The 24,134-nt window shown below is 47.9% G+C and carries 24 protein-coding genes; 13 read left to right on the plus strand and 11 right to left on the minus strand.

What is annotated here, in order from left to right:
* Positions 1–397: 397 nt before the first annotated feature.
* Positions 398–658, plus strand: a complete 261-nt coding sequence (locus tag ABN764_RS08190; RefSeq protein ID WP_446671534.1) for a GyrI-like domain-containing protein — start codon at positions 398–400, stop codon at positions 656–658.
* Positions 659–891: 233 nt separating this feature from the next.
* On the opposite strand, the gene ABN764_RS08195 is transcribed toward ABN764_RS08190, so the two are convergent.
* The 4 genes from ABN764_RS08195 to pyrH form a co-directional block, all read right to left on the minus strand.
* Positions 892–1,932, minus strand: coding sequence for a hypothetical protein (locus tag ABN764_RS08195; protein WP_446671535.1), 1,041 nt, complete (start codon positions 1,930–1,932; stop codon positions 892–894).
* A gap of 29 nt (positions 1,933–1,961) precedes the next feature.
* Positions 1,962–4,358, minus strand: a complete 2,397-nt coding sequence (locus tag ABN764_RS08200) for a DUF4179 domain-containing protein (protein ID WP_446671536.1) — start codon at positions 4,356–4,358, stop codon at positions 1,962–1,964.
* Positions 4,355–4,882 carry a sigma-70 family RNA polymerase sigma factor gene (locus tag ABN764_RS08205; protein WP_446671537.1) on the minus strand — a complete coding sequence of 176 codons (528 nt, stop codon included), beginning with the start codon at positions 4,880–4,882 and terminating at the stop codon, positions 4,355–4,357. Before ABN764_RS08205 ends, ABN764_RS08200 begins: the two co-directional genes overlap by 4 nt.
* Before the next feature lie 209 nt (positions 4,883–5,091).
* Entirely contained in the window at positions 5,092–5,829 is a 738-nt protein-coding gene (pyrH, locus tag ABN764_RS08210) for a UMP kinase (RefSeq protein ID WP_138188613.1), read from the minus strand.
* Between the two features lie 352 nt (positions 5,830–6,181).
* Between pyrH and ABN764_RS08215 the strand changes: the two genes are divergently transcribed.
* Both ABN764_RS08215 and ABN764_RS08220 read left to right on the plus strand, forming a co-directional pair.
* Positions 6,182–6,742 (plus strand): PadR family transcriptional regulator, encoded by a 561-nt coding sequence (locus ABN764_RS08215; RefSeq protein ID WP_446671538.1) that lies wholly within the window; start codon positions 6,182–6,184, stop codon positions 6,740–6,742.
* A gap of 91 nt (positions 6,743–6,833) precedes the next feature.
* Positions 6,834–8,102 (plus strand): acyl-CoA thioesterase/bile acid-CoA:amino acid N-acyltransferase family protein, encoded by a 1,269-nt coding sequence (locus tag ABN764_RS08220; RefSeq protein WP_446671539.1) that lies wholly within the window; start codon positions 6,834–6,836, stop codon positions 8,100–8,102.
* Between the two features lie 127 nt (positions 8,103–8,229).
* Here the strand turns inward: ABN764_RS08220 and ABN764_RS08225 are convergent, their stop codons facing one another.
* Entirely contained in the window at positions 8,230–8,649 is a 420-nt protein-coding gene (locus ABN764_RS08225) for a winged helix-turn-helix transcriptional regulator (protein WP_446671540.1), read from the minus strand.
* A gap of 222 nt (positions 8,650–8,871) precedes the next feature.
* On the opposite strand from ABN764_RS08225, the gene ABN764_RS08230 reads away from it, so the two are divergent.
* Complete coding sequence (locus tag ABN764_RS08230) at positions 8,872–9,390, plus strand: DJ-1/PfpI family protein (RefSeq protein WP_446671541.1); 519 nt, start codon at positions 8,872–8,874, stop codon at positions 9,388–9,390.
* Between the two features lie 154 nt (positions 9,391–9,544).
* Here ABN764_RS08230 and ABN764_RS08235 read toward each other — a convergent pair whose 3' ends face one another.
* Together ABN764_RS08235 and ABN764_RS08240 are read right to left on the minus strand one after the other, a co-directional pair.
* Positions 9,545–10,360, minus strand: a complete 816-nt coding sequence (locus ABN764_RS08235) for a GNAT family N-acetyltransferase (RefSeq protein ID WP_446671542.1) — start codon at positions 10,358–10,360, stop codon at positions 9,545–9,547.
* Between the two features lie 245 nt (positions 10,361–10,605).
* Positions 10,606–11,664, minus strand: a complete 1,059-nt coding sequence (locus ABN764_RS08240; RefSeq protein ID WP_446671543.1) for an NAD(P)/FAD-dependent oxidoreductase — start codon at positions 11,662–11,664, stop codon at positions 10,606–10,608.
* A 200-nt stretch (positions 11,665–11,864) separates the two neighbouring features.
* Here ABN764_RS08240 and ABN764_RS08245 point away from each other — a divergent pair, with 200 nt between their 5' ends.
* The 4 genes from ABN764_RS08245 (at position 11,865) to ABN764_RS08260 (ending at position 15,685) form a co-directional block, all read left to right on the plus strand.
* The gene (locus ABN764_RS08245; protein WP_072729227.1) at positions 11,865–12,665 is read left to right on the plus strand and encodes an ABC transporter ATP-binding protein; all 801 of its coding nucleotides are present in this window, start codon (positions 11,865–11,867) and stop codon (positions 12,663–12,665) included.
* The gene (locus ABN764_RS08250) at positions 12,662–13,591 is read left to right on the plus strand and encodes an iron-hydroxamate ABC transporter substrate-binding protein (protein WP_446671544.1); all 930 of its coding nucleotides are present in this window, start codon (positions 12,662–12,664) and stop codon (positions 13,589–13,591) included. Before ABN764_RS08245 ends, ABN764_RS08250 begins: the two co-directional genes overlap by 4 nt.
* A 79-nt stretch (positions 13,592–13,670) precedes the next feature.
* Positions 13,671–14,681, plus strand: coding sequence for a FecCD family ABC transporter permease (locus tag ABN764_RS08255; protein ID WP_446671545.1), 1,011 nt, complete (start codon positions 13,671–13,673; stop codon positions 14,679–14,681).
* Positions 14,678–15,685, plus strand: a complete 1,008-nt coding sequence (locus ABN764_RS08260) for a FecCD family ABC transporter permease (protein ID WP_446671546.1) — start codon at positions 14,678–14,680, stop codon at positions 15,683–15,685. The genes ABN764_RS08255 and ABN764_RS08260 overlap by 4 nt, the downstream gene beginning before the upstream one ends.
* Positions 15,686–15,831: 146 nt before the next feature.
* On the opposite strand, the gene ABN764_RS08265 is transcribed toward ABN764_RS08260, so the two are convergent.
* A complete protein-coding gene (locus ABN764_RS08265) occupies positions 15,832–16,638 on the minus strand; it encodes an AraC family transcriptional regulator (RefSeq protein ID WP_446671547.1) in 807 nt (268 codons plus the stop codon).
* Positions 16,639–16,892: 254 nt separating this feature from the next.
* Here ABN764_RS08265 and ABN764_RS08270 point away from each other — a divergent pair, with 254 nt between their 5' ends.
* From ABN764_RS08270 to ABN764_RS08290, 5 genes are all read left to right on the plus strand, one after another.
* Entirely contained in the window at positions 16,893–17,744 is an 852-nt protein-coding gene (locus tag ABN764_RS08270) for a transporter substrate-binding domain-containing protein (protein WP_446671548.1), read from the plus strand.
* Between the two features lie 43 nt (positions 17,745–17,787).
* Entirely contained in the window at positions 17,788–18,540 is a 753-nt protein-coding gene (locus tag ABN764_RS08275) for an amino acid ABC transporter permease (protein WP_446671549.1), read from the plus strand.
* Complete coding sequence (locus ABN764_RS08280; RefSeq protein WP_174811320.1) at positions 18,503–19,255, plus strand: amino acid ABC transporter ATP-binding protein; 753 nt, start codon at positions 18,503–18,505, stop codon at positions 19,253–19,255. Before ABN764_RS08275 ends, ABN764_RS08280 begins: the two co-directional genes overlap by 38 nt.
* Positions 19,256–19,290: 35 nt before the next feature.
* On the plus strand, positions 19,291–20,079 hold the full coding sequence (locus tag ABN764_RS08285; protein WP_446671550.1) for a DODA-type extradiol aromatic ring-opening family dioxygenase: 789 nt from the start codon (positions 19,291–19,293) through the stop codon (positions 20,077–20,079).
* Between the two features lie 88 nt (positions 20,080–20,167).
* Entirely contained in the window at positions 20,168–20,491 is a 324-nt protein-coding gene (locus ABN764_RS08290) for a hypothetical protein (protein ID WP_315746559.1), read from the plus strand.
* 253 nt (positions 20,492–20,744) lie between these two features.
* Here ABN764_RS08290 and ABN764_RS08295 read toward each other — a convergent pair whose 3' ends face one another.
* The 3 genes from ABN764_RS08295 to ABN764_RS08305 form a co-directional block, all read right to left on the minus strand.
* Positions 20,745–21,575, minus strand: a complete 831-nt coding sequence (locus ABN764_RS08295; RefSeq protein WP_028533289.1) for a carbohydrate ABC transporter permease — start codon at positions 21,573–21,575, stop codon at positions 20,745–20,747.
* Positions 21,575–22,462, minus strand: coding sequence for a carbohydrate ABC transporter permease (locus ABN764_RS08300; RefSeq protein ID WP_021257421.1), 888 nt, complete (start codon positions 22,460–22,462; stop codon positions 21,575–21,577). Before ABN764_RS08300 ends, ABN764_RS08295 begins: the two co-directional genes overlap by 1 nt.
* A gap of 239 nt (positions 22,463–22,701) precedes the next feature.
* Complete coding sequence (locus ABN764_RS08305; protein ID WP_446671551.1) at positions 22,702–24,087, minus strand: extracellular solute-binding protein; 1,386 nt, start codon at positions 24,085–24,087, stop codon at positions 22,702–22,704.
* Between the last annotated feature and the right edge of the window lie 47 nt (positions 24,088–24,134).

Raw genomic sequence — 24,134 nt, forward strand, 5'->3', positions numbered from 1 at the left:
ACATACATGCATCACAACGATACACTGAATGCAGGAAAGGATACGAGGGAAAATGGAGGCACTCATCATGCTGCTCAACGCAATTGATTATATGGAGGAGCATCTGCAATCCGAGCTTGATATCGATGCTATTGCCCGATCGGCATTGTCATCCCGATATCACTTTCAATGGATGTGAAGCTGAAGTCCTTCGCTCCAATCTCCTTTCACATTCAAATCAAAGGGGAGTCTGCTTTGAACTATCGCTTGATGGACGAAATCGAATCTACGGTCATTGGGAAAAGCATCACCATCTATAACGATCCCTACAAAGAAATTCCTGAATTCGTTCGACGAATACGGAATGATAGCACTCATGATCGATTAAACGAGATATTGGAGTCAACCCGCGCACAATATGCTCTACGGCTATTTTTATGATTTTGAAGAGGATGGAACGAAGCGCTATCTGATGGGATATGACATTCCCGAGGGACAAGAAGTTCCTTCTGAATTTGATTTATTGCATATCCCTGCTGTCACTTACGCCGTATTTGAAAGTCGAGAAACGTTAACGGACGAACCGGATTCCGGTCAGGAAATTCAGAATGTATGGCAACGGATCTATTCCGAGGTTCCCTTCCACGAATTTCGAGCAGGTAGAGGGGCCGTGTATTGAAAAATATTACTGGGTGGATGATCGCAGAGCTGAGTCGATTTGTGAGGTGTGGATCCCGGTAAGGAGAAAGAAATAAAGCTGTTTCGAATCAAGCTGCACGAATTCCCTTCTTCATTTATTTATTGCGTATATCGATCCATTACATTACGTAAGGGCGCCAGTTGCGGCACCCTCTCTTCTATTATTTAGAACCCATATATAGCATAACCATTCTGCTCTCTATATTATTTATTCTATTTTCGTTCCATGCGAACGAGATTGCCGAAGTTATCGAACTGGGCTACGATAGACGCATTACCTTTTCTGCTAAACGTGTAGTCGCCCCAGTCCTTATTCACCTTCACCTCGTAGGAAGATAAGTCTACGCCCCACAATTTCTTCGCGACAGGCTTAGCGATCGCAACACCTTGCTCTTTCGTTAATGATTTGCGCTTCTTATTATCCGTTGCAGGCTTAACATTTATGGATATAAGCTTGCCCGTCTTTGCTTCAATTGAGGCAGCAGCCTCGACCACGAACGCCCGGTTATTCTCGTCTATCATCACAGCCCCATTTTTCCTGGGATCGCCCTTAACTTCTATTTTCCTTGCTAGCTTCCATTCTTCTCTTCCTTCATATTTTTCGTATTCAATGTTCGTAAATGGTTGAACCTTATCGATCCCCATATTTTTTACAGCCTGCTCTGCTACATCTATGATTTTACGATCCATATCCGCTACCTTGTATGTAAAGCGGAAATTTAAAGGCTTATTTGTCTTCGTATCGATTTGAACGAATTGATTATCTTTCGCTCCGAAAGTCATTGATTCTGTTTTATTGTCTGCGATATTGCTCTGGAAAAACTGAGCTTCCGTAAAGACAAACTCCACATTTTTGCTTAACTGCTTCGCTGCTGACTGTGCTGCCTTCAGGTACGATGCGTACTCATCAGTTACCTCATCCATTTTGAAGCTTAGCGATATGGTAAGTACCTTGCCGGAAACTGCATCGACCGATACAACGGCACTCCGATCCTTGGATTGGATGATCCAATTCTCTTTTTTCTTTTTATCTACAAAATAACTATCCGTGAACGCTTCCTCCAATTGAAATGCTTTTCCGTTTCCGTATTGCTCAATCGCCTTCTCAGCCGACTCTGTCAACTTTTGATCTACATCGCTATACTGAACAATTCCCGTCCCTCCGTTATTCCCGCCGGCCTGTTCCGCCATAGCCGGAGTTGCAGCGAACAAGCTGCATGCGAGTGTAAGCGCCAATAATGTATTCATTTTCATTGAAAAATACCCTCCTCGTATAAGTCCGTTTAATCTTGTATTCCCTCAATCGGAATCAGCTCCAACTTCCAGAACTCACCCTTTGCATTGACGGTTCCTTTCATCGTCATCGTACCTTTTTTTGTGAATGTATATTCATTGAGCTTGACGCTCACATCGTAGCCTTCCATATCGATGCCGAATACTTGCTTAACGGTCGAATCGACCTTACTAATAGCCTGTTCTGGCGTATAAAGCAAAGTTGCGTATTTCTTCCGTGCAGCTTGCTCATCGCCAGGATAATCATCTTTATAGCTTTGCTGAACCGACCAGACTCGGTTCGTCCGTACCCCCACTCTGGCAAAGAGATTCCTATCACGCCCAATCTCCCATACATGTTCCGTTGGAGTCATTCTCTGCGTCATGGTTGTGGATCGCAATGCCTTACCTTCCGCAAAAAGTGGATACGCCTTCTCTGCTGCAGCTTTGGCCTTTTCATTGAAGCTTCCATGTTCATACCGCAGTTCTGCCATTTCCACCTGGCCCGTTACCGCATCAATCGTAATTGAAGCTTGGTCATTATGGAATAACCAGCTATTAAGTTCCTTAGATTTCACACGGACAGCATCCGAGAATGCGACCGGTTGTTCGGGCTTCATCTGCCGCAAGGTATCTTCCACCGTCTGACGCAGCTTGTCATTCAATTCATGGTATGGAACGGCGCGTTGTACAGTAATGGGTTCTGCGGCTTCTTTGAGCACAATGACAAAACTCTCGCCGTTATCCTTGGCATATAGGAACCACCGATCGCTGTAATCTGCGACTCCATACAGTTCGGCTGGCTTGTTTGGAGCGAGATCATGCATAGCCTGTTCCGCCTTACTTACAATTTCGGGCTTTAATTCCGCCACTGTCTTCTCATATATTGGTTCATCGTAACCTGGAGGGAGCGGTTCAGCCGACGGCACGAGCGGAATGCTCCAACTGATTGGCGTCTTCTTCGTCCAACTTTCCAGGGATACGTTCAGGCTGCCGGGGATCTCGGACTGACCTTCGAAAAAGAACAGCGTACGATTGCGATACTTTCCTTGCGAATCCTGCTCCAGTTCTGTCGCCGACTCCGCTCTAATTTCCTTCCCCTGCTTGTCCATCATGCGCCATTCCAGATCTAGCGTGTCAGAACCAAGCTGCTGATCAGCCTCCAGTATCCACCCCTTGCCTTGAAAGGCTTTGTAGCCGTCCTTCAACTGCTCAGGGACTTCTTCTGTCTTCATTCGTGCCTTGAAAACAATGCTCTTCCCCTTCACCTCCTTCTTTAACGGCTCCTTCATCAACGCCGCTGGATCGAGTGCTATAGAATCCCCTTTAGAGAATCGTTCCTGTGTATAGATTGCTGTCATTTCCAAGGTCAAATCCTTTTCCTCCTCAAAAGGCACGAACGCATGGCGGTACCTCACATGCCCCAACGTTCCTTGACCATGCAAGGACTGTTGAAGAGCATTCTTATTTTCGATGGCTAATTCTCTGCGCACCAGACCATCATATGCAGCCACTATATTTCCCTTCCCATCTTTAATTTCATACCGGAACATTGGATCTGTTTTCTGAGCGCTTCTCCATGCCTGTGTCTCATTGACTTGCAGCAATAGCTCTGATTTACTTGGCCCATGACGAAGCTGGTTAACATCTACGCTGAACCCCATCTGTGATTCATATCGCTTGTTAAGAGGCACGATAGTTGTAGAAGCCTTCGCCTTCATCAGATCAATAGGTACGTCCAAGTGCCATTTCCCCTGCGTCTTGCCGATCTGATTGATATCGAAGCGCACCGTAATCTGGTTTGGCAGATCTGACATATCTGAAATCTCTTGGCCGGGCACAAGATCGTCTAGCGACAGGATTAGAATTCGATCGTTCCCTGCATGGGTCTGCTGTAACCGAAGCGGAAGCACGTTCCCGTTGCCATCGACGATCTCGTATCGGTTCACGTACGGGTCATCTTCGGATCCGTTCGGGATGAACGTATCGAACAATCGATCCGAATCCATGGACTTCCCGTCCTGTTCGATGCCGTACAGGATCGAAATGCGCAATACATCGTGAATCACTTCTTTCACCTTCAACGTAATCCCCTGATCGGTTACTTGCTTGTTGATCGGCTCTGCAAATCCCTCGTCCGCCGCCTTCTTCAAGCCTTCATCCGTTTTGTTCAACGAAAACCATGATTTCACGACTTCAGCGAATGTAGGAGAAGCAGCTGCACCCAGCGCGACGGCCAGAACAAGTCCTGCAGCGGTGATTCCCGCCACCTTCGCAACCTTCATGACGCCGCCCGTTTGCCGAAGCTCTCGCTTCGCTTGCCGCACGCCCATGATGCTTCGCTCGCGCAGCTCCTCTGGTATATCAATTTTCTCTATTTCCTCTATAATTCGATTGCGCTGGCTCATGAGATTTCACCTCTCTTCAAACTCTTCCGCAGCTTGCTCAATCCCCGGTATAGTATCGTTTTCGCGGACCCCAAGGGAAGCTCCAGCATGTCCGAAATGTCCTGGAACGTATACCCCTGATAAAACTTGAGCAGGATGACGCTCTTCTCTTGGCCATCCAATTCGTCGAGCAATTCCTGCAAAGTTACGGCTAAGGGAATATCCTCCTCGCAGGAGCTTTCTATTTGCTGCTCGGCATACTCGGGCGAAAACGGAATGATTTTATTGCGCTGCTTCAATATATAAAGAGAGCGATTAATCGCGATTTTGAGAATCCAAGTCTTAAAATACTGCGGTTCCCGCAAACTGCCGATCGATTTAAAAGCTTGATACGCAGTTTCTTGTACGATGTCGAGCGCATCTTCCTTGTTCTTCATGTACATGTAAGCCATTCGATAGATGGCTTCCTCGTGCTGCTGGAACAGCTCCAGGAACGCCTTGTCGCTTCCCTTCTGCGCTTTCTTCACGAGCTTATGTATATCCATGTGGCATCGTTATCTCCCTTCCCTCTCATATCATTAGAGCACGGAAGAGAAATTTTGGCTTTGAATGAATAAAAAAAGCCATCCCATAGGATGACTTAAAGCAGCTATAACAGACGAGAATCCAGTTATAACGAGGCTCTTTACAATGAATTTCTCTATTTTCAATACTGAACTGAAAAGGATCCACGCTTGTGGATACTTTTTTCGTATTAATCAAACTGTAGAATTGATTCTTCGCTAATTAATGTGCCATTGTTTTGCCCTTCACATATGTCACGCATCGTCCCCGGCCGATCGAAGTTGAACACATGGATAGGCAGACGGAAGTCCCTCGCCAAAATAAATGCGGATTGATCCATCACCCTCAAATTATGCTGGATCACGTCGTTGTAATGGAGAGAGGCGAATTTTCTCGCATCCTTGTTCGTTCTCGGATCCGCCTCAAGCACACCGTCAACGCCTTGCTTCGCCACGAGCAGAGCGTCGCAATTCACCTCAATTGCCCGCTGCACGGAGGGATAATCGGTGGTGACATACGGCTGCCCGTTACCCCCGGCAAATATGACGATATACCCCTTCTCCAAATGGTGAATCGCTCGCAAGCGAATATACGGCTCTGCAACAGAAGTAACTGGAACGGCGGTCATGACGCGAACCTCCTTATCGGTCTTCGCCTTCAGAACACCCCGCAGCATGAGACTGTTGATGACGGTCGCCAGCGTCCCGATGTTATCGGCCTCTGCGCGCTCAATACCCCAACTCTCTGCCATATTTCCACGAAATATATTTCCTCCCCCAATGACGATCGACACCTCGATACCCAGCTCCACGACGGACATCACTTCACTAGCAATATGCTCTAGTCTGTCAGGAGCAAAGCCAAATTCACTGCTTCCTGCAACAGCACCACCGCTAAGTTTAATCATGACTCGTTTGTATCTCGTCATCCCCACACCTCCGTAGAAATTGGCAAAATAAAAAAACACTAAAGCATTGAATGCCTTAGTGTTCTTATGGAATGGAAATATGAAAATGAAATATCGAATGAACGGTTCGTCTTCGGCTTCCAATTCATACTCCCACTCCCTCTCATCTTGATTTCCACCTATTGTAAAGAAACCATGTAGAAAAATCAACATGATCTAGATCACACGATCATTGCTCCTTCCAGCATAAGAGCTCCATAAAGAATTTCCCGAATTTATGTCCATAACCCCCTTTACAATCATTGGAGTCTTGTGCTACTTTATGATCAATGATGAATACTCAACATTGACTATTGATAAAGGAGATCATGACATGACCCGCTTAATGGTACTCGGATTATTGACGATGAGATCGATGTCTGGCTATGAAATTCAATCGTATTTACAGCAATCGAGGACTGACAAGTGGGCGGGAATCCTCCCAGGCTCCATTTATCATGCACTAAAAAAAATGGAGAGCGAATCGCTCGTTCGTGTGGAAAACGTAGAACAGACAGGGAATCGCACAAAAGCTACGTATGGCATTACCCCCGAAGGCAGAGCTGAATTTCTCCGCTTGCTAAAGGAGTCATTCGCGCTATCTTCCGTTCAACTACCAACCACGCTGTATACAGCGGTTTCCTTCCTGCACTTATTGCCTAAGGAGGAAACGACTGCAGCCATTGACGCGCAGATTCAGCTGCTGAAGCAGGAGTTATCCGATATGAAGGCCGGCCAAGTCGAGAAGGAGAAGGCTGTTTCGATTCCTGAATACATCTTACTAACGTTCGAAAATATGTATGAACATTACGAAGTACAGCTGAGGTTCCTCCGAAAATTGCGAGAAAGCGTAGAGCGAATGTCCATAGATGCCGCCTCCGATTCTCTACCATAAGGAAGACTCCAAGTAAGTTCTAATGGTAAAGAAAATGACAGGAACGGTTGCAACGTGATATTTTCAATTTTTCATATCTGGAGGGATCGATGTGAAGCCAACCATTGAAATGGTAAGAGCAACAGAGCTGGCGGATGAACTTATAACCATTCGTGTTAGCGGACTGCAGGCCGGAAGTCGGTATAAGGTAGCCGCTTCAATGCCCGACGATATGGAGCGGAATTGGCTTTCTGAAGCTGTATTTACAGCCGACATCCATGGAGCGATTGATACGTCAAAGCAAGCTCCGGCATCGGGAACATACCAAGGCGTAGATGCTGGCGGCGTGCTCTGGTCGATGCAACTGCAGATGGATACAGGTGAGCTTTCTTATGATAATCCTATTTCCATCCCATATTTCATGAAAACGAACATTTTGCCGCAAACGATCACCATATCGCTGTACGACGACAGTCATTTGCTTGACCAAACCACATTCACCACCAAGTACGTATCCGATCAGGTTCAAGTAGAAGAAATCAACGAAGGCTTCGTCGGGAAGTACTTCTTCCCTGGGCAGTGTTCGAATCTGCCTGCCGTCATTGTCGTCGGCGGATCGGGAGGCGGCTTCTTCTGGTCGGAACAGGTTGCGGCATTGCTTGCAGCAAGAGGGATTGCAGCGATAGCCGTCGCTTACTTCGATTTCTACGGACATTATGGTCTATCAAGAGAATTGACTAACATTCCGTTGGAGACATTTGCGGAGTGCATTCGATGGCTTAAGGATCGGAAGGAAATCGATGAGAATCGCATCGGCGCAGCCGGCATCTCCAAGGGAGGAGAACTGGTGCTGTTGCTTGGCGCCACGTTCTCAGAGGAACTGAAGGCGGTAGTTGCATTCGCACCATCGCTGTATGTGCTGCAAGGAATTCGTATCGGCTCTTCTGAGAAGAGCTCATCTTGGTCGTATAAAGGCAAGCCACTCGATTTCCTCCCGTATCCAGATGATTACGAGACTGCCATGAATTTCGATAAATCCAAGCTGAGAGATATTCATAATCGGGCATTTGAGAACACGGAAGCAAAGCAAAAATCGCAAATCCCCGTTGAACGAATGAAATGCCATCTGCTGCTTATCTCCGGCGATAAAGACGAGTTAGGAACAACGTCAGAAATGTCCGCGGAGGCCATGCAAATCTTACAACGCGAATCGTATCCTTATGAGACGCTCCACCTTCGTTATCCGAATGGCGGGCATTCCTTTCACATCCCGAACCTGCCGCCGGTCAGCTTGTCCCCGCAAGTTGGGCACCGGGATGTAGCGCACGCCGAACGCGACGCCTGGACGAAGATGATGGAGTTCTGGCAACAGTACTTATAGAACGCGGATACCCCTCGGCTCGAAAAAATGCATAAAGGTAAAAATGACACTAAGATAGTGTCATTTTTGCGTTGATGATTGGATTGTTTTTAGCCCCCGATGGCCAAGCCAAACACCTCTATCCGAATCAATCGAGCCGCTCCTTGCATTGTTCATGCGAACAGCCCTCATGGGCAATACCCAGCCCCTGCTTGATTTGATCCATCCGCATTTTTCCCCACTCATACATCATTTCCACAAGAGGCAGCAGCGTCATGCCAAGCTCCGTCATCGAATACTCAACCTTGGGTGGCACCTCGGGATACACCTCCCGATGCACAATTCCATCCTCCATCAGTTCGCGCAGCTGGTTGGTCAATATTTTATGGGATACTTTTGGGAACAAACGCTGGAGATCACTGAAGCGATGAGGGCCTTCGACGCCCAAGTGCCAGAGAATGACGACCTTCCACTTTCCACTGATAATGGACAGCGTCAATTCCTTCTCACAGTTAAAATCACCGTTCACGATTTTCTTTTTTATTTCTTCTCGCAATGTATCTGACATCGATTCTTAACTCCTTATTTCTTCAATAAGTAACCTATAGGTAACCTCCGCACAAAAAAGTGCATTCTTCACAGGATGGAAGAGCGTCAGTACAATAAGACACATCTTACAGCGATGATCGCAACATCAAGTCCACTTCATATTCAGAAGTGGTTCAGCACGTGCTGCAGCACGGATCTGACACCAACTTAACTGTGTACCACGAATAGGAGGCCATATTTTATGAATAAAAAAGCTTTATTTATTATACCACCTGAACGATTTAATGAAGATGAGCTGTTCCAGCCAAAAGCTGCCTTGGAGCAGGCAGGAGTGAACATCACGATCGCCAGCACCACTACCGGTGAGATCACAGGCGACTTCCAAGGGAAAGCCACGGCAGAAGTCATCTTCTCCGATGTGTCCGCTGCTGACTATGACGTCGTAGCCGTAATCGGCGGCTCTGGCACGAACGATTATCTATGGGAAAATGAAGAGCTGCAGCAATACTTGAAACAGGCGCATCAAGATCGCGTGCTTGTATCCGGCATTTGCGCAGGCGCTGTTACGGTTGCCCGTACTGGACTGCTTATAGACAGAGAAGCTACATGCTACCCGCTTGATATCCAAATTGACCAATTGAAAGCGAATCATGTCAGGTATATCGCACAGCATGTGGTCGCCCATGATGACATTATTACCGCCGACGGCCCGGATGGCGCCGCACAATTCGGTGCAAGCTTGGTACAAGCGCTCGACTAATCAACTAGCTGCATGCAAAAATAAGAAGCCTTCGGATCAGCTTGAGCTGCCGAAGGCTTCCCTTCTTATGTATTATAGGCACGCTTGCCTGATAGCTTCAATGCTTCGGTTCTTCGGTGCATCATAAATTCATTAATGATTGCCCCTGTTGTGCTTACCCTCTATTAAATCTAATGTCTGTCACTTTGCCGCTGTCCACAAACCCAATTTGCTGGTATACATTATTGGAGTCGGGATTAGTCAAGTCCGCATACAACATCGGCAGCAGGGACTCTCTATGCAGCAGCTCACATACCTCCGCTACAAGGGCACTCGCATAGCCCTGTTTCCGTGATGCAGGCGGCGTATAGACCGCATTAATCCGTCCATGGCGTGGCGATCGGTGCGCAATATTTGCCATCGATGCCGGCCGACCATCGACCATCCAGAAATATAGATTCCCTTGACCAATCAATCCTTCAGCCGCCGTCAATTGGCTCTCAGGCGTGACGGTTACTCCATATGCACTTTCCGAGAATCCTGCCAAAAACGAAGCCACAATACCCGTACGATTTACCAAGGCCTTTTCCATTGTTCCGCCTACATGCTGTGGCTTGAGCACTTTCGGACAGCAATACGATTCCATCCCCATGTAGGTGTCATAGTGCAGCTGTTTTGCATTCGCATACAGATTGGCGAATCGTTCCACTGTGTTCGGCAATCCCGTAATGCCAGGCAATTCATGCGATTCAAGCACTTCCGCAAGCTCTCTCAAGCGCTCATCACGTTCCGAATCCGTTATCTCCTTCGACATCCAAAGCCACCCATTATGTCCAGGAGACTGTGCAAATATCAAGGTGCCATCCTTCGACTTGAGACAAGTTGCCCCGTCCAACTCGCAAATGCGGTACAGCAGATTGAACGGCACTTCGTCCCGTTGAAAATAAGGGTTATTTACCAAGTCATCCGCTGTGCTCCATGATTCCAACATGCCATCGCCCCCTGAAATTTTAACTGATTGTACGCCTATGACATTTATCCGTCAATCCCAATCAAATAGGCCCCATAGCGGCATCATCAACACACTCTTTAAAATAGATCCATAGCAAAATAGATCTTCCGCACTCCTACTAGGCCAATCGGCTTTTTCCCGTGATACTTCGATGGATTCAGGCAAACAAAAAGGGACGCCCCTTAGCTTGCAGCAACAAGCCTTGGTGCGTCCCTTCGTTATCATTATGAATTCATCATCTGCTTCACAAGCTCACGGTTGCGTTCCTTGAACACATCGTTGTGGGAAGATACCATTCCCCAGCTATTTGCATCCGGCTGAATGAATTGCTTCGCCTTGTTCACCGCGTTGGCCGCATCCTGGAAGGCGCCTGCTATTAAGTGCAGCTTCCCGTCATGATGCAAAATATCCCCTGCTGCGTACAGCCCTGGAATCGAAGATTCACTGCTGGCATTGCCAGCCACATAGAAGTCCTCTACCTGCTCTATCTTCAATGCACTGTTGCCAATGAGGCTCGAATCCCGCTCATAGCCGTGATTAATAATCACTTCGTCAATCGGCAATACTGCCTTCTCGCCTGTCGCTTGATTCGTCAGTTCTACTCGCTCAATCGTCTCATGGTTGTCCGCTGCAATCAGCTTCGTAATGGAAGTATTGAAGAAGCACTCAATAGAGCTGTTCATCAGCTGCGTAATCGTTGCCTCATGACCGGACAGAGACTCCTTATCCTTCCGGTACGTCAAATACACTTTCTTCGCAACCGGCTCCAGTTCGTTCGCCCAGTCAATGGCTGAATTGCCGCCGCCTGAAATAACCACGACCTTATCCTTAAACTTCCGGAGCGATTTCACCGTATAATTCAAATTCGTTACTTCGAAGCGCTCCGCACCCTCAATATCAAGCTTCGTCGGGTTCAAAATTCCGCCGCCCACTGCCACGATGACCGTCTTGGAATAATGCTTCTGACCGGAAGCTGCCTCCAGAACGAAAATGCCATCCTCGTTGCGAGCAATCGATTCGACCTTCTCATTAAGCACAACCTCAGGGTCGAACGTCAATCCCTGCGCCACCATTTGCTTAATTAACTGTGCTCCTGTAAGAGGTGTTAGTCCACCGACATCCCAGATCATTTTCTCTGGATATACATGCACCTTGCCGCCAAGCTGTGGCTGATACTCGATCAGCTTTGTTTTCATTTCACGAAGTCCACTATAAAAAGCAGAGTACAGCCCTGCTGGGCCTCCTCCAATGACTGTCACATCAAATAATTGTTCCTGATCCATTTCCCTTTCACTCCTCAGAAACTCGTTGGTATTGATTATCATTATCAATGATATCCGATTCATCACCCTTTTACAACAAAAATTACTATTGACAACCGATATGCAGGAATTTATATTATGGAAAGAAATGATCTTGATAATCATTATCAATTAATGTCGATAACGCTCGTTCTTTTCCATAAATAAATGGAGGTTGAAGCATGGCTCGCCTATATACAGATGATTTAAGCATTGGTTACGGTGAACGCTTAATTGTCAAAAACCTAAGTGTACCTATTCCCGATAAAAAGATCACAACGATCATTGGCTCCAATGGCTGCGGTAAATCTACACTGCTCAAAGCAATTACTCGCATTATTCCCCACCAATCCGGGAATGTCATCCTCGACGGTGAGAACATTGCCAGAGAAAATACGAAGCTGCTGGCCAAGAAGATGGCTATTCTGCCTCAAACCCCGGAAAGTGCTAGTGGGTTAACGGTTGGCGAGCTTGTCTCCTATGGCCGATTCCCTTATCAGCGCGGCTTCGGACGCTTAACGAAGAAGGATATCGAAGTCATCGACTGGGCATTGGAAGTGACCGGAACGATTGATTTCAAATATCGCCCTGTAGACGCCCTCTCCGGCGGCCAACGCCAGCGCGTCTGGATTGCAATGGCCCTCGCCCAAGAAACGGAGATCATCTTCCTCGATGAACCGACAACGTATCTGGACATGGCTCATCAGCTTGAAGTATTAGAGCTGCTGCAGCGCCTGAATGAGGAGCAGGAGCGCACCATTGTCATGGTTCTCCATGATCTGAACCAGGCCGCCCGATTCGCCGACTACATCATCGCAATGAAGAACGGCGAGATCGTCAAGGCTGGCGACTGCGAAGAGGTTATGACCTCAGATGTGCTGAAAAAGGTGTTTCAAATCGATGCTGAAATCGGACGGGATCCTCGAACGAACAAGCCGATGTGTATCACATATAACTTAATTAAAGGAGCAACAGCATCATGAAGAAGTGGTTCATCCCCTTTATGCTCATATTCGTGCTCGCGATTAGCGCCTGCACAAGCCCTGCTGCCGAGCCGAAGAAAGATGCAGCAGAGAGCAAAGAAAGCAAATCTGATACGATTACATATCAGTCAGAAAATGGGCCAGTGAAAGTACCTGCTGATCCGAAGCGCGTTGTTGTATTGGCATCCTTCGCTGGTAATGTCATGGCGCTTAACGTAAATGTAGTCGGAGTAGATGCATGGGCGAAGCAGAACCCTCGCTTTGAGTCAAAATTGAAAGATGTTGCAGAAGTGTCTGATGAGAACCTGGAGAAAATTATTGAACTGAATCCGGATCTGATCATCGGATTGTCAGGAATAAAAAATGCAGACAAGCTGAACCAAATTGCCCCTACCGTTACTTTCACTTACGGCAAGGTCGATTATTTAACACAGCACCTGGAAATCGGGAAGCTCTTGAACAAAGAAGCCGAGGCGAAGGCTTGGATCGACGACTTCAAGAAGCGCGCAGAGCAGGCCGGCAAGGACATTAAAGCCAAAATCGGTGAAACTGCAACTGTCTCGGTTATCGAGAACTTCAATAAGCAATTGTATGTATACGGCAACAACTGGGGACGTGGAACGGAGATTCTATACCAAGAGATGAAGCTGAGCATGCCGGAGAAAGTCAAAGAAAAAGCGTTGGGACCTGGCTATTTCGCACTCTCTACTGAGGTTCTTCCGCAATTCGCAGGCGACTATGTCATTCTCAGTAAGAACAAAGCTGGCGACAATTCATTCCAAGAAACGGAATCGTATAAAAATATCCCTGCCGTGAAGAACAATCGCGTGTTCGAGGTTAATATGAATGAATTCTATTTCAATGACCCGCTCACATTGGACTTCCAATTGGAGACATTCAGTAAAGATTTCGCGGCAAGTAAGTAACGTCTGGAGAAGGAATTCTTAATTTTAAGAATTCCTTTTCCTGTATTCTAAGCACCATTATGAGAAAGGGACATTATGCATGGTGAACTCGAATCAACATATGATTCCATTTGTAGGAAAGTTAATTGTGGGAATCCTTATATGCACTGGGATGTTTGTCGTCGCTATGGTATTTGGTGCCGCTGACACTTCGCTTCGCGATGTGTGGCTTGCCCTTACGTCGAATGCTACAAGTGACAACATTTCCGTTTTACGAGATATCCGTCTTCCACGCGAGATAGGCGCTATGGTTGTCGGTGCCGCCCTAGCTGTAGCAGGTGCGATTATGCAGGGCATGACACGCAACCCGCTTGCTGATCCTGGCCTGCTTGGGCTTACTGCCGGTGCCAATGCAGCGCTGGCCATTACACTGGCATTGATTCCTGGCGCCAACTATTATGCGATTACGATTGCTTGCTTCATTGGTGCAGCGGTTGGTGCATTTATCGTATTTGGCATCGGTGCATTGAAGAGGGGAGGCTTCTCCCCGCTTCGTATCGTTCTAGCTGGTGCTGCCGTCACTGCTTTCCTCATCGCGGTAGCGGAAGGAACAGGACTTTATTTTAAAATATCTCGGGAAATTTCCTTATGGACTGCAGGTGGGCTTATCGGTACCAATTGGAGTCAGCTTCAAATTATCGTTCCCGTGGTCCTCGTTGGCATCTTGATTGCCATTGGCTTCTCCAGGCAGCTGACCATTCTAAGCTTGAATGAAGAGGTCGCTGTGGGATTAGGTCAGAAAACACTCATGGTGAAGACCATCCTATTTATCGTCATCGTTCTGCTTGCCGGCGCATCTGTTGCACTTGTTGGCAATATGGCCTTTATCGGACTCATGATTCCTCATATTGTACGAGCTATGGTCGGCACGGACTATCGATTTATATTGCCAATGTCCATTTTTACGGGCGCTACCTTCATGCTGCTTGCCGACACGCTTGGACGAACAATCAATAGCCCGTACGAGACACCTGTAGCAGCCATCGTTGCCATGCTGGGTCTGCCCTTCTTCCTGTTCATTGTACATAAAGGAGGCAAAACATTCTCATGATCTTACCCTCTCTGTTGAGAAAGCAGCGGCTTATTCTCGTATTGCTGCTCGGGCTTATTCTGCTAACTGTCATCGTCGGAATGGGTCTCGGATACTCATCATTATCCTATGATCGGTTGCTTCCTACCCTGCTTGGGCAGGGGACGTTCAAGGAGGACTTCGTGCTGTATTCTATCCGAATGCCGCGCATCCTGATTACACTTCTATCCGGCATGGCCCTGGCTTTATCAGGTGCCATCCTGCAAGGCGTAACACGCAACGATCTGGCTGATCCCGGCATACTCGGAATTAATGCTGGCGCCGGTGTAGCTATTTCGGTGTTCTTCCTGTTCGTTCCCATAGACATGGGCTCATTCGCATATATGCTGCCTCTTGTCGCCTTTATCGGGGCTGTGCTTACAGCAGCTCTTATCTATCTATTTTCGTATCAACGGACATCAGGGCTGCAGCCTGTACGGCTGGTGCTGACTGGTGTCGGTTTCTCCATGGCATTATCAGGAACGATGATCGTGCTTATCTCCTCTTCGGAAAGGGCCAAGGTTGATTTCATCTCGAAGTGGCTTGCGGGGAATGTATGGGGTACAGATTGGCCATTTATCTGGGCGATACTGCCTTGGCTGGTTGTATTGATCCCCTATACCTTATATAAAGCGAATCGTCTGAATCTGCTGGCACTCAATGAGCCTGTCGCAATCGGGGTAGGCGTATCCATCGAGAAGGAACGACTGACATTGCTGATTGCTGCCGTTGCACTAGCTGCCGCAGCCGTCTCCGTGACTGGCGGAATCGCCTTCATTGGATTGATGGCGCCGCATATTGCCAGAGCATTGGTCGGCCCAAGGCACCAGCTGTTCCTTCCGGTAGCGATACTGCTAGGCGGCTGGATGCTGCTGGTGGCGGATACGATTGGACGCAACGTGTTGGAGCCTGATGGCATTCCGGTCGGCATCGTCGTCGCACTGATTGGTGCACCATATTTCGTCTATTTATTATTGAAAAAGTAATATAGATGTTATGCCCCTCCTACTCCTTCAACGAGTTAGAGGGGCTTTTTATATGCCATCTTCCGTGCAAGAAGAACAGAATATCTAATCTTCCGTCTTGGCTTATTGCTACTTGAACTATCGGGTGATTGATGCGGCGGATGAACTCATAGCTGTTCCATGTACTTTTTAGGCGTAAACGTACTGAATTCCTTGAACTCCTTAATGAAATGATTCTGGTCGTAATACCCCAGTTCCATCATCTCCTCCAATACCCCCTCATAATTCAAACGCAGCAGGGCGTCCAATACATGCTGAAAACGCACGATACGGCTGAACAGCTTCGGGGACATCCCTACATACTCATGAAATACCTTCGCAATATATCGTGACGAATACCCTGTATGCTGCGATAAATCAGACATACTTCGCGATCCGCTGCTGCTAATGATTTGCTCCGTTACATGCTTCAGCCAGGACGGTGTCTCGTCCTCTTCTTGGATAAGCTGGCGATAGAACGATTCGAATATCGCGATTCTTGCCGGCATATTGTTCGCTGCCGTAATTTGCTCCAGCAATATGGAGGAATTGCGGATCACATCCGCTAGTGGGATTTCGCGATCAGTGAACTCATGGGCGGGATAGCGAAGCACATGCCTGCCATAGCCGGGGAAGAAGCGAATCGCAAACACATCACAGTTCCCTTGGCGGAACCCGCCTTGCTTGCCTGAAGTCACCGTTCCGCATACGTTAGCGCTTGGGCGATCCTGATCACAGCAAATCATAATATCAATACTTCCATCAGGCAGTATCATCATCGGATGGCAGCTTGCTTCGTTCAAGGAAAACGTATAATACTGAATCCCCATCGGCTTGGGATAAGCCGACAGCCGATTGTCGAAGTAGTTCATCTGCTTCCGTTCAAAGGATGGCTGATGAGGGAAATATCCCAGGTTGTCAGGCTGTGCATTCATGACATAATCACCCCCACATTAATTATATTTACCCTATCGGATTAATTATATTAAAATCAAATCTTCTGTGTGCTGTCAATCCTCCTCGACCCTCATTTCCTCTGGATCCCTCATAGCTGAAGTAGCTGTCCTTATCAACAAATTTAGCGCTGTTCCGATTTTTACTATATTTACACCCTGTTATCCCGTATGATGGCAAACAAATAACCGTATAGGATTACTCGGATATAGAAGTCGAGGGAGGAACACCGAATATGAACAAGAAGAAAAGAATAATCTGGGCACTGACCGTAACAGCTGTAGTGGCACTCACCGTAATCGCCACAGGATGCAGCAAGGCAGCCGATCAAGCATCATCTACCGGCGAGCAGAAGGTCAAGACCTTGCTAGTCGGCACGAGCGGCGGGCCGAAGCCTTATGTGTATGTGGATCCGAACAACAACCTCGATGGCTACGACATTGCTGTCTTGAAGGAAATTGACAAGCTGCTCCCGCAATATGACATTCAGTTTGAGAAGACCGAGTTCCCAAGCATATTCGCTGGCATCGACTCTGGACGATATCAAATTGGCGCCAATAACATCACCAAGAAGCCGGAGCGCGAAGAGAAATATCTATTCGGCAACGAATACTACTACTTCAATCGCACCGTGGTAGTGGTGAAGAAAGGCCGTACAGACATTGCATCCATTCATGATCTTTCAGGAAAAACGATCCCAATCAGTCCTGGCGGTGGATTCGAGCAGCTGTTCGTCGAACAATTCAACAAAGAGCATCCGGAAAAAGAGATTAAGCCTGCTTACACCGAACAAGATCAGATCAAAACCTATCAAGACATTTCCAATGGAGCAGCCGATTTCACCTTTGCTGAAAAAGTCATGCTGAGAGACATTGAGAAGGAATACGGCATTGCGCTTGATACAGTAGAGCTCCCTAAGGAAGAAATCGAAAAGATTCAAAACCCGAAAGCCTATTTCATATTCAGCAAAACAGGCGACGGCCCTGCCATTCGCGATGCATTCGATGGTGCGCTGCGCACACTGCTGGACAATGGCAAGCTGAAGGAACTGTCCATTCAATATTTAGGAGCCGACTATACGAGATAATCAAGCCTGCTCCATTCCAAATATCCATAAAGAAGTGATGTGCATGCCCAATTTATTTGATGTAGAACTCGTGTTCAGTCAAATTCCTGAACTGCTTGCGTACTTGCCGATCACGCTAGGAATTGCCTTTGCATCCATGCTTCTTAGCCTGCTGATCGGCCTTGCGACGGCACTAATCAAGATTAAGCAAATTCCCGTGCTCCGCTCTCTGTCGGCATTCTATGTCTCCTTCATGAGAGGGACACCGATTATCGTTCAGCTCTATCTGGCCTTCTATGCGGTTCCGATGGCTATGCAGTATATCAATTATTATTACAGGACGGACTACAATACGAACCATATTCCGCCGATGATCTTCGTGCTCATCACCTTTGCCTTGAATGAAGGAGCCTACAACTCAGAGAGTATTCGGGCTGCTATCCAATCTGTCGATAAGGGTGGCATTGAAGCCGGATATTCTATGGGTATGACAACAACGCAGGTTCTGCGCCGCATCATTTTGCCCGAAGCGCTCGTCGTTGCACTGCCAACCCTCGGCAATTCTCTAATCGGGCTGATTAAGGGCACTTCACTTGCCTTTGTATGCTCGGTTGTGGAGATGACAGCCGCAGGCAAGCTGATGGCTTCCCGCAATTTCCGCTTCTTCGAAGTGTATGTGTCGCTTGCGATCATTTACTGGCTCGTGACAATTGTGATAGAGCGCCTAATTGCGCGTTGGGAAAAGCGGCTGAAGGTCAACGAGAGGAGGGTGGCAGCTGATGATCCGAATCCAGGGCTTACACAAAACATTCGGTAAACATGTCGTGCTGCACCATGTGGATCTGACGGTTGAGGAAGGTCAGGTTGTCGCCATCATCGGCCCTTCGGGCTCAGGCAAGTCTACACTGCTTCGCTGCCTGAACTTCCTGGAGACACCGCAAGCGGGCTCAATCGCACTGGGCGACTATGAGCTTAATATGTCCAAGGCGACGAAGCGCGATATTCTGTACTTGCGCCGCAATACCGCAATGGTATTTCAGCAGTTCCATTTACTGAAGTACAAGACAGCTCTTGAAAATGTTATGGAAGGTCTCGTGACGGTACAAGGAATGAAGACACAGCAAGCCCATGACATCGCAAGCAGCTACTTGGATCGAGTCGGACTTCAGGATCGGAAAGACTACTACCCTCGCGAGCTATCAGGCGGTCAGCAGCAGCGTGTGGGCCTTGCCCGGGCACTCGCCCTTCAACCGAAGGTAATTCTGCTCGATGAGCCAACCTCTGCACTTGATCCGGAGATGGTCGGCGAAGTGCTTAACGTTATTCGGGCAGCTGCCAAGGAAGGACGGACGATGATTATCGTATCTCATGAGATGGGGTTTGTTCAGGAAATTGCAGATAAAGTGATCTTCTTCGATCAGGGTTCGGTCGTGGAAGAAGGAACACCGAAAGAAATCTTCAGAGCTGCGAAGCACGAGCGGACGAAGCAGTTCCTCTCCCGTGTCAGCCGACCTGCTGATTATGTGATTTAACGCTAAGAGCTATAAAAAAGGAAGGTGTGTGAATCATGTCCACCGCTACAACGACTTCGGCGCCTGTATTATTTCTTGCACATGGATCGCCGCTCATCGCCATTCAGGAGAATGACTATACTCAATTTTTAGCTCAATTTGCCAATGATCTGCCTGTAAAGCCAACTGCCTTCGTCGTATTCACTGCACATTGGGAAGTGGAATCCAGCACGCGAATAACGTACACGGACGATACCTACCACACCATTCATGACTTCGGTCCGTGGTGGATGGATGAGATGTTCGCCGTACAATATCCTGCTAAAGGAAATAAAGAGCTGGCTCTCCGTATCCACAATCTATTCAACCAACACGATATCCAGAGTGAGCTGGACGCCGAGCGAGGGCTTGACCATGGCACATGGTCCTTGCTCAAGCAGTTCGATCCGAACGCTTCCACTCCTGTCGTACAGTTGTCAGTGAATCCGAATCTGAGCGCCAGGGATCAATTCTTGATTGGCCGTGCCATTCGGGAGCTGCAGCATGAAGGTGTGCTCATTATCGGAAGCGGCGTGACCGTTCACAATCTGAGCCTGCATAGCGACGTAACTGAATCATGGGCGCTGGAATTCGACGATTGGCTGATCGACAACATTGAACGCAAAGACTATGAAGCGCTATTCAACTATGCCGAAGACGCTCCCTACGCGAAGCTTGCTGTGCCTACACCGGAGCATTTCGTTCCGATCCTGATCGCACTAGGAAGCGGAGAACCAGAACGCGAGGCTAAGGTCATCTACCGAGATTATGCAGGTCTGCTTAGCTATTTGTGCTATCAATTCTGATCTAGGCCTGAGGGTATCTGCGGACAGTCTTGTTTACACGCCATATTGGCCATATTGAATAATTTATAACGAAATGGAGGCGACGAAGATGGCGGATTGGTCGCGAGTACTGCCATTTACCCCTGAATCAGCGGAGCTTATCCCTGAAGCGATCGGAATCTTCGTGTTCCTGACGAAGCAGCTGGACAATCGGATGTACAAAGTCATCTATGTGGAACAGACTGCGAATTTGCGTGCACGCTATCTCGATTACGTGAATGGAGAAGAGCCGTATCTGCTTGAACATGCCGTAAACTATCGATACGTTGTCGAGCCTCAGCAAGAAGCGCGTGATGCGGAAGAGAGGCTTGTGCTTACTGAAGGTTCCCCCACATTGAACTTGATTAGAAGCGGTTCTCTATCCATCATTTAATCACGCCCATTCACCCTCGTATCATCCTCCGTCGAACAAAGGCCTGCTCTCATGGGTAGGCCTTCTCGCGTATGGGAAGAGGGCATCCTCCTTCCCCAAAGCATCCCTTTCAAGGTACTGAAACCGATATGAGATAACGGACATGCACAATTGCATGCAACCCACTTCCTCTATCCAGCATGACAAAGGCTGTCCTCTATGACTAGAAGACAGCCCCATTCCCCAATTCTAGCTATTTGCTAAATCGATTAGATTACCCCTTAACGCTTCCTGCTGTCACACCTTCAATAATTTGCTTTTGCAGAACACCATAAATGACAATGACAGGCACGACGCTGATCGTAATGGCCGCAGTGAGCGCCCCGTAGTTCATATTGAATTTGTCGGCAAAGGATACAACTGCAACCGGCAGCGTACGCAGCTCCTGATCGGACAAGAACAGGTTCGCCATAATGTACTCGTTCCAGTGGCTGATGAAGTTCAAAATAAAGACCGTGACAAGAGTTGGCATCGTCAATGGGATAATGATACGGCGCAGCAATCCGTAAGTGGACAGTCCATCCATAACCCCTGCTTCTTCAAGCTCTGTCGGAATCGACTTGAGGAAGGCAGCGATGACGAACGTCGTTAACGGGATGCCGAATGCCGCATAAGGAATCATCAGGGCGAACGGCGTGTTGTAGATGCCGAAGTCCTTAATCATCATATACAGTGGTATAAGCAGCGATGCGGGTGGAATGAGGATCGACAGTAGCAGGAGCCCCATTACGAGCTTGCTTAGAGACGGGAACCTCATCCGTGTAACTGCATAAGCAATCGCTGTAGAGAGGAGTATGGTCGCGGTCGTCGCGATCACGCTAATGTATAAGCTGTTCACGAAGTACCGGCCTATATGTGCACTCGACAAGGCATTATCATAATTGTCCCAGCTTAACTTCGCTGGCAATCCCCAAGGATTATTGAAAATCTCTGTATTGTCCTTAAAGGAAGAGAGCACAACGAACAATATAGGGAAAATAACGATGACTACGTAGATGAGAAGCACGGCATGAGACAGAATACGCTTGGATCGATAAGCCCTCATTAGTATTCCGCCTCCTTCGACGTCTTCTTGTTAATGATATGGTAAATGAGCGAGAGAATTGCGGTAAATACCGTAATGATGATCGCAATGGCATTCGCATAACCGAAGTCGCCAAGCGCATATGCCTGCTGATACATGTACGTCGCCATAACTTCAGAGCTGCCGAATGGCCCGCCGTTAGTCATGATGAGTACAATATCCAGCGCCTTCATGGCACCCGTGATGGAGAGCAGCATCGTTACTACAATGACTGGGCGAATGAGCGGAATGGTTAGCAGCCATGCCTTGCGCCAGCCGACCGCACCATCTATTTCTCCAGCCTCCAACATTTCCTTCGGAATCGCGAATATGCCCGCCAACACAAGGACAATGTAGAATCCTGTCCATTGCCAAGCATTGGTCACGAGTACGGATAGCATTGCGGTATTCTCATCCCCCAGCCACAATCTTGTCCATGTATCGAGGCCGACTGCTTTCAAGATTTGATTGAGCAGACCTGCATCGGGAGAATAAATGAACTGCCAAATAACCGCAATCGAAGCGGTTGAGAGGATACTTGGCATAAATACAGTCAGCTTGTAGAAATCAAGCATCCGCCTTACACCACTGACCAATATGGAGACGAACACAATAATGGGTACCTGAATGAATACGGAGAAAGACACAAAATAAATATTGTTCTTGAACGCGATCCAAAACTTCTCATCAGACAATGCCTTGGCAAAGTTATCGAATCCGTTAAAGACTGGCTCCGTAATGCCGTCCCAACTCGTTACGGAATATTGAAGCGACTTGAATAGAGGCACTAAATAGAACGTAATGTAAAGTGCCAGTGCCGGAACTACAAACAGAAAGAAAGCGACACGATTCCGGAGTATCTTGTTCATGATTCACATCTCCCATTATCCGGTGAGCGTGGGGCCATAACCGGGACAAAATGTAGGAAAACACCTGCTGGAGTCCGTTCATAGATGAAGCTGCCTGAGCAGCTGCTATTTCTTCCTGGTCAGAGCTGTAATAGCTGTAATAGCTGTAATGCCTAACGAACCAGCATGTACGCATCAACCCTGATAAGAAAGGGGAACCACAGCGCTGCTGCGGCCCCCAACTATGCAATACGACGAGATTATTTCCCTTCCTTATTGCCCTTTTCTTGTGCTTGCTGCATACGCTCAGCTGCCTTCTCAGGCGTGAGCTTGCCGCCAAGAACCTCTTGTACCGTTTGCTCCAATGTTACCTTCACGCTCTTCTGTACGAGCGCATCAAATGCCGGGAATGCACCCTTTGCCGATCCTTGAGATTCGCCGAGCGCCTTCACCAATTCCGTACCACCCTCGACACCGCTTACACCCTTCATAGCAGGGATACGACTGGATTCAACGAGGCTGCGTTTTTGTTCCTCGATCGTGTATAGATTTTTAATGAATGCTTTAACGGCCTTCAGCTCATTGTCCTTCAGCGTAGCGGAGAAGCCATATCCGTTCGACCAACCGCCATTGATCAAGCCGTCGCCAGGTCCGCCAACATCAGGCATGCGGAAGAATCCAGCTACATCCTTCACTGTAGAAGTATCTCCTGTAATTGCATTCGCTGCCCAGCTGCCATCGAACAGCATCGCAGCCTTGCCTGTATAGAAATTCGCTTGACCTTGCGGATACTTGAGACCAAGTACGTTCGGGTCAATATAGCCTTTATTTTTGAAATCTTGAATGCGCTTAAATGTCTCGATGATTGCTGGATCTGTCCACTTTGTCTTTCCGGATGCAAAGCCTTCTTGCAGCTCTGGCCCGCCCAAGCCGACGAACAGGGAGTTCACAAGCATGTTGGCTGCCCAGCCATCCCCTGCGCCTGAGCCCAACGCGATTGGTGTAATACCTTTTGCTTTCAAGGCTTCACACACTTTGATCAATTCATCCCATGTCTTAGGCACTTCTACGCCCGCATCCTTGAACAGTTTTTGGTTGTAGAAGAAGCCTTCGATATAACCAGCCTCAGGGAGTCCATAAATTTTGCCGTCCACTGTAAATTCCCTTAAGTTGAAGAATGCATCCTTCAAGCCCAGTTCATCCAAAATCCCAGTCAAATCAAGCAAACGTCCTGCCTTAGAGTACTTCACCGTGTCATCGCCACCGAACAGGTTGAAGATCGGAGGCTGTGTACCGGCAGACATCTCCGCCTTCAGCTTCACGTCGCGGTTAACTGTATCCTCTACCCCGTCCAACTTGAACTTCAAGCCAGGAACATCCTGTTCTGTCTTCGCTACAACATCCTCCAGTTGCTTCAGCGTCGCCTTCGCAGTGTCACGGACGTTGATGTGACGAATGACCATGGAGAATTCTTCAACCTTCTCCTCTTTAGCAGGTTCTTGCTTCGCAGGCTCCTGCGGTGTTGTCGTTGTTGCCTGCTCCTTCGCTGGTTCAGCCGGTTTTCCCGCATCTTTACTGCCGCAACCAGACAAAGCCATCATGCCCATCAAGGCGATAATCATTAACAACATCAAGTTTTTTTTCATCTCATAACACTCCCGCATGTTCAAATTTGTCCAAGCCTAAAAAAATG

The sequence above is a fragment of the Paenibacillus wuxiensis genome (assembly GCF_040195695.1).
Taxonomy (GTDB): Bacteria; Bacillota; Bacilli; order Paenibacillales; family Paenibacillaceae; genus Paenibacillus_B; species Paenibacillus_B suaedae.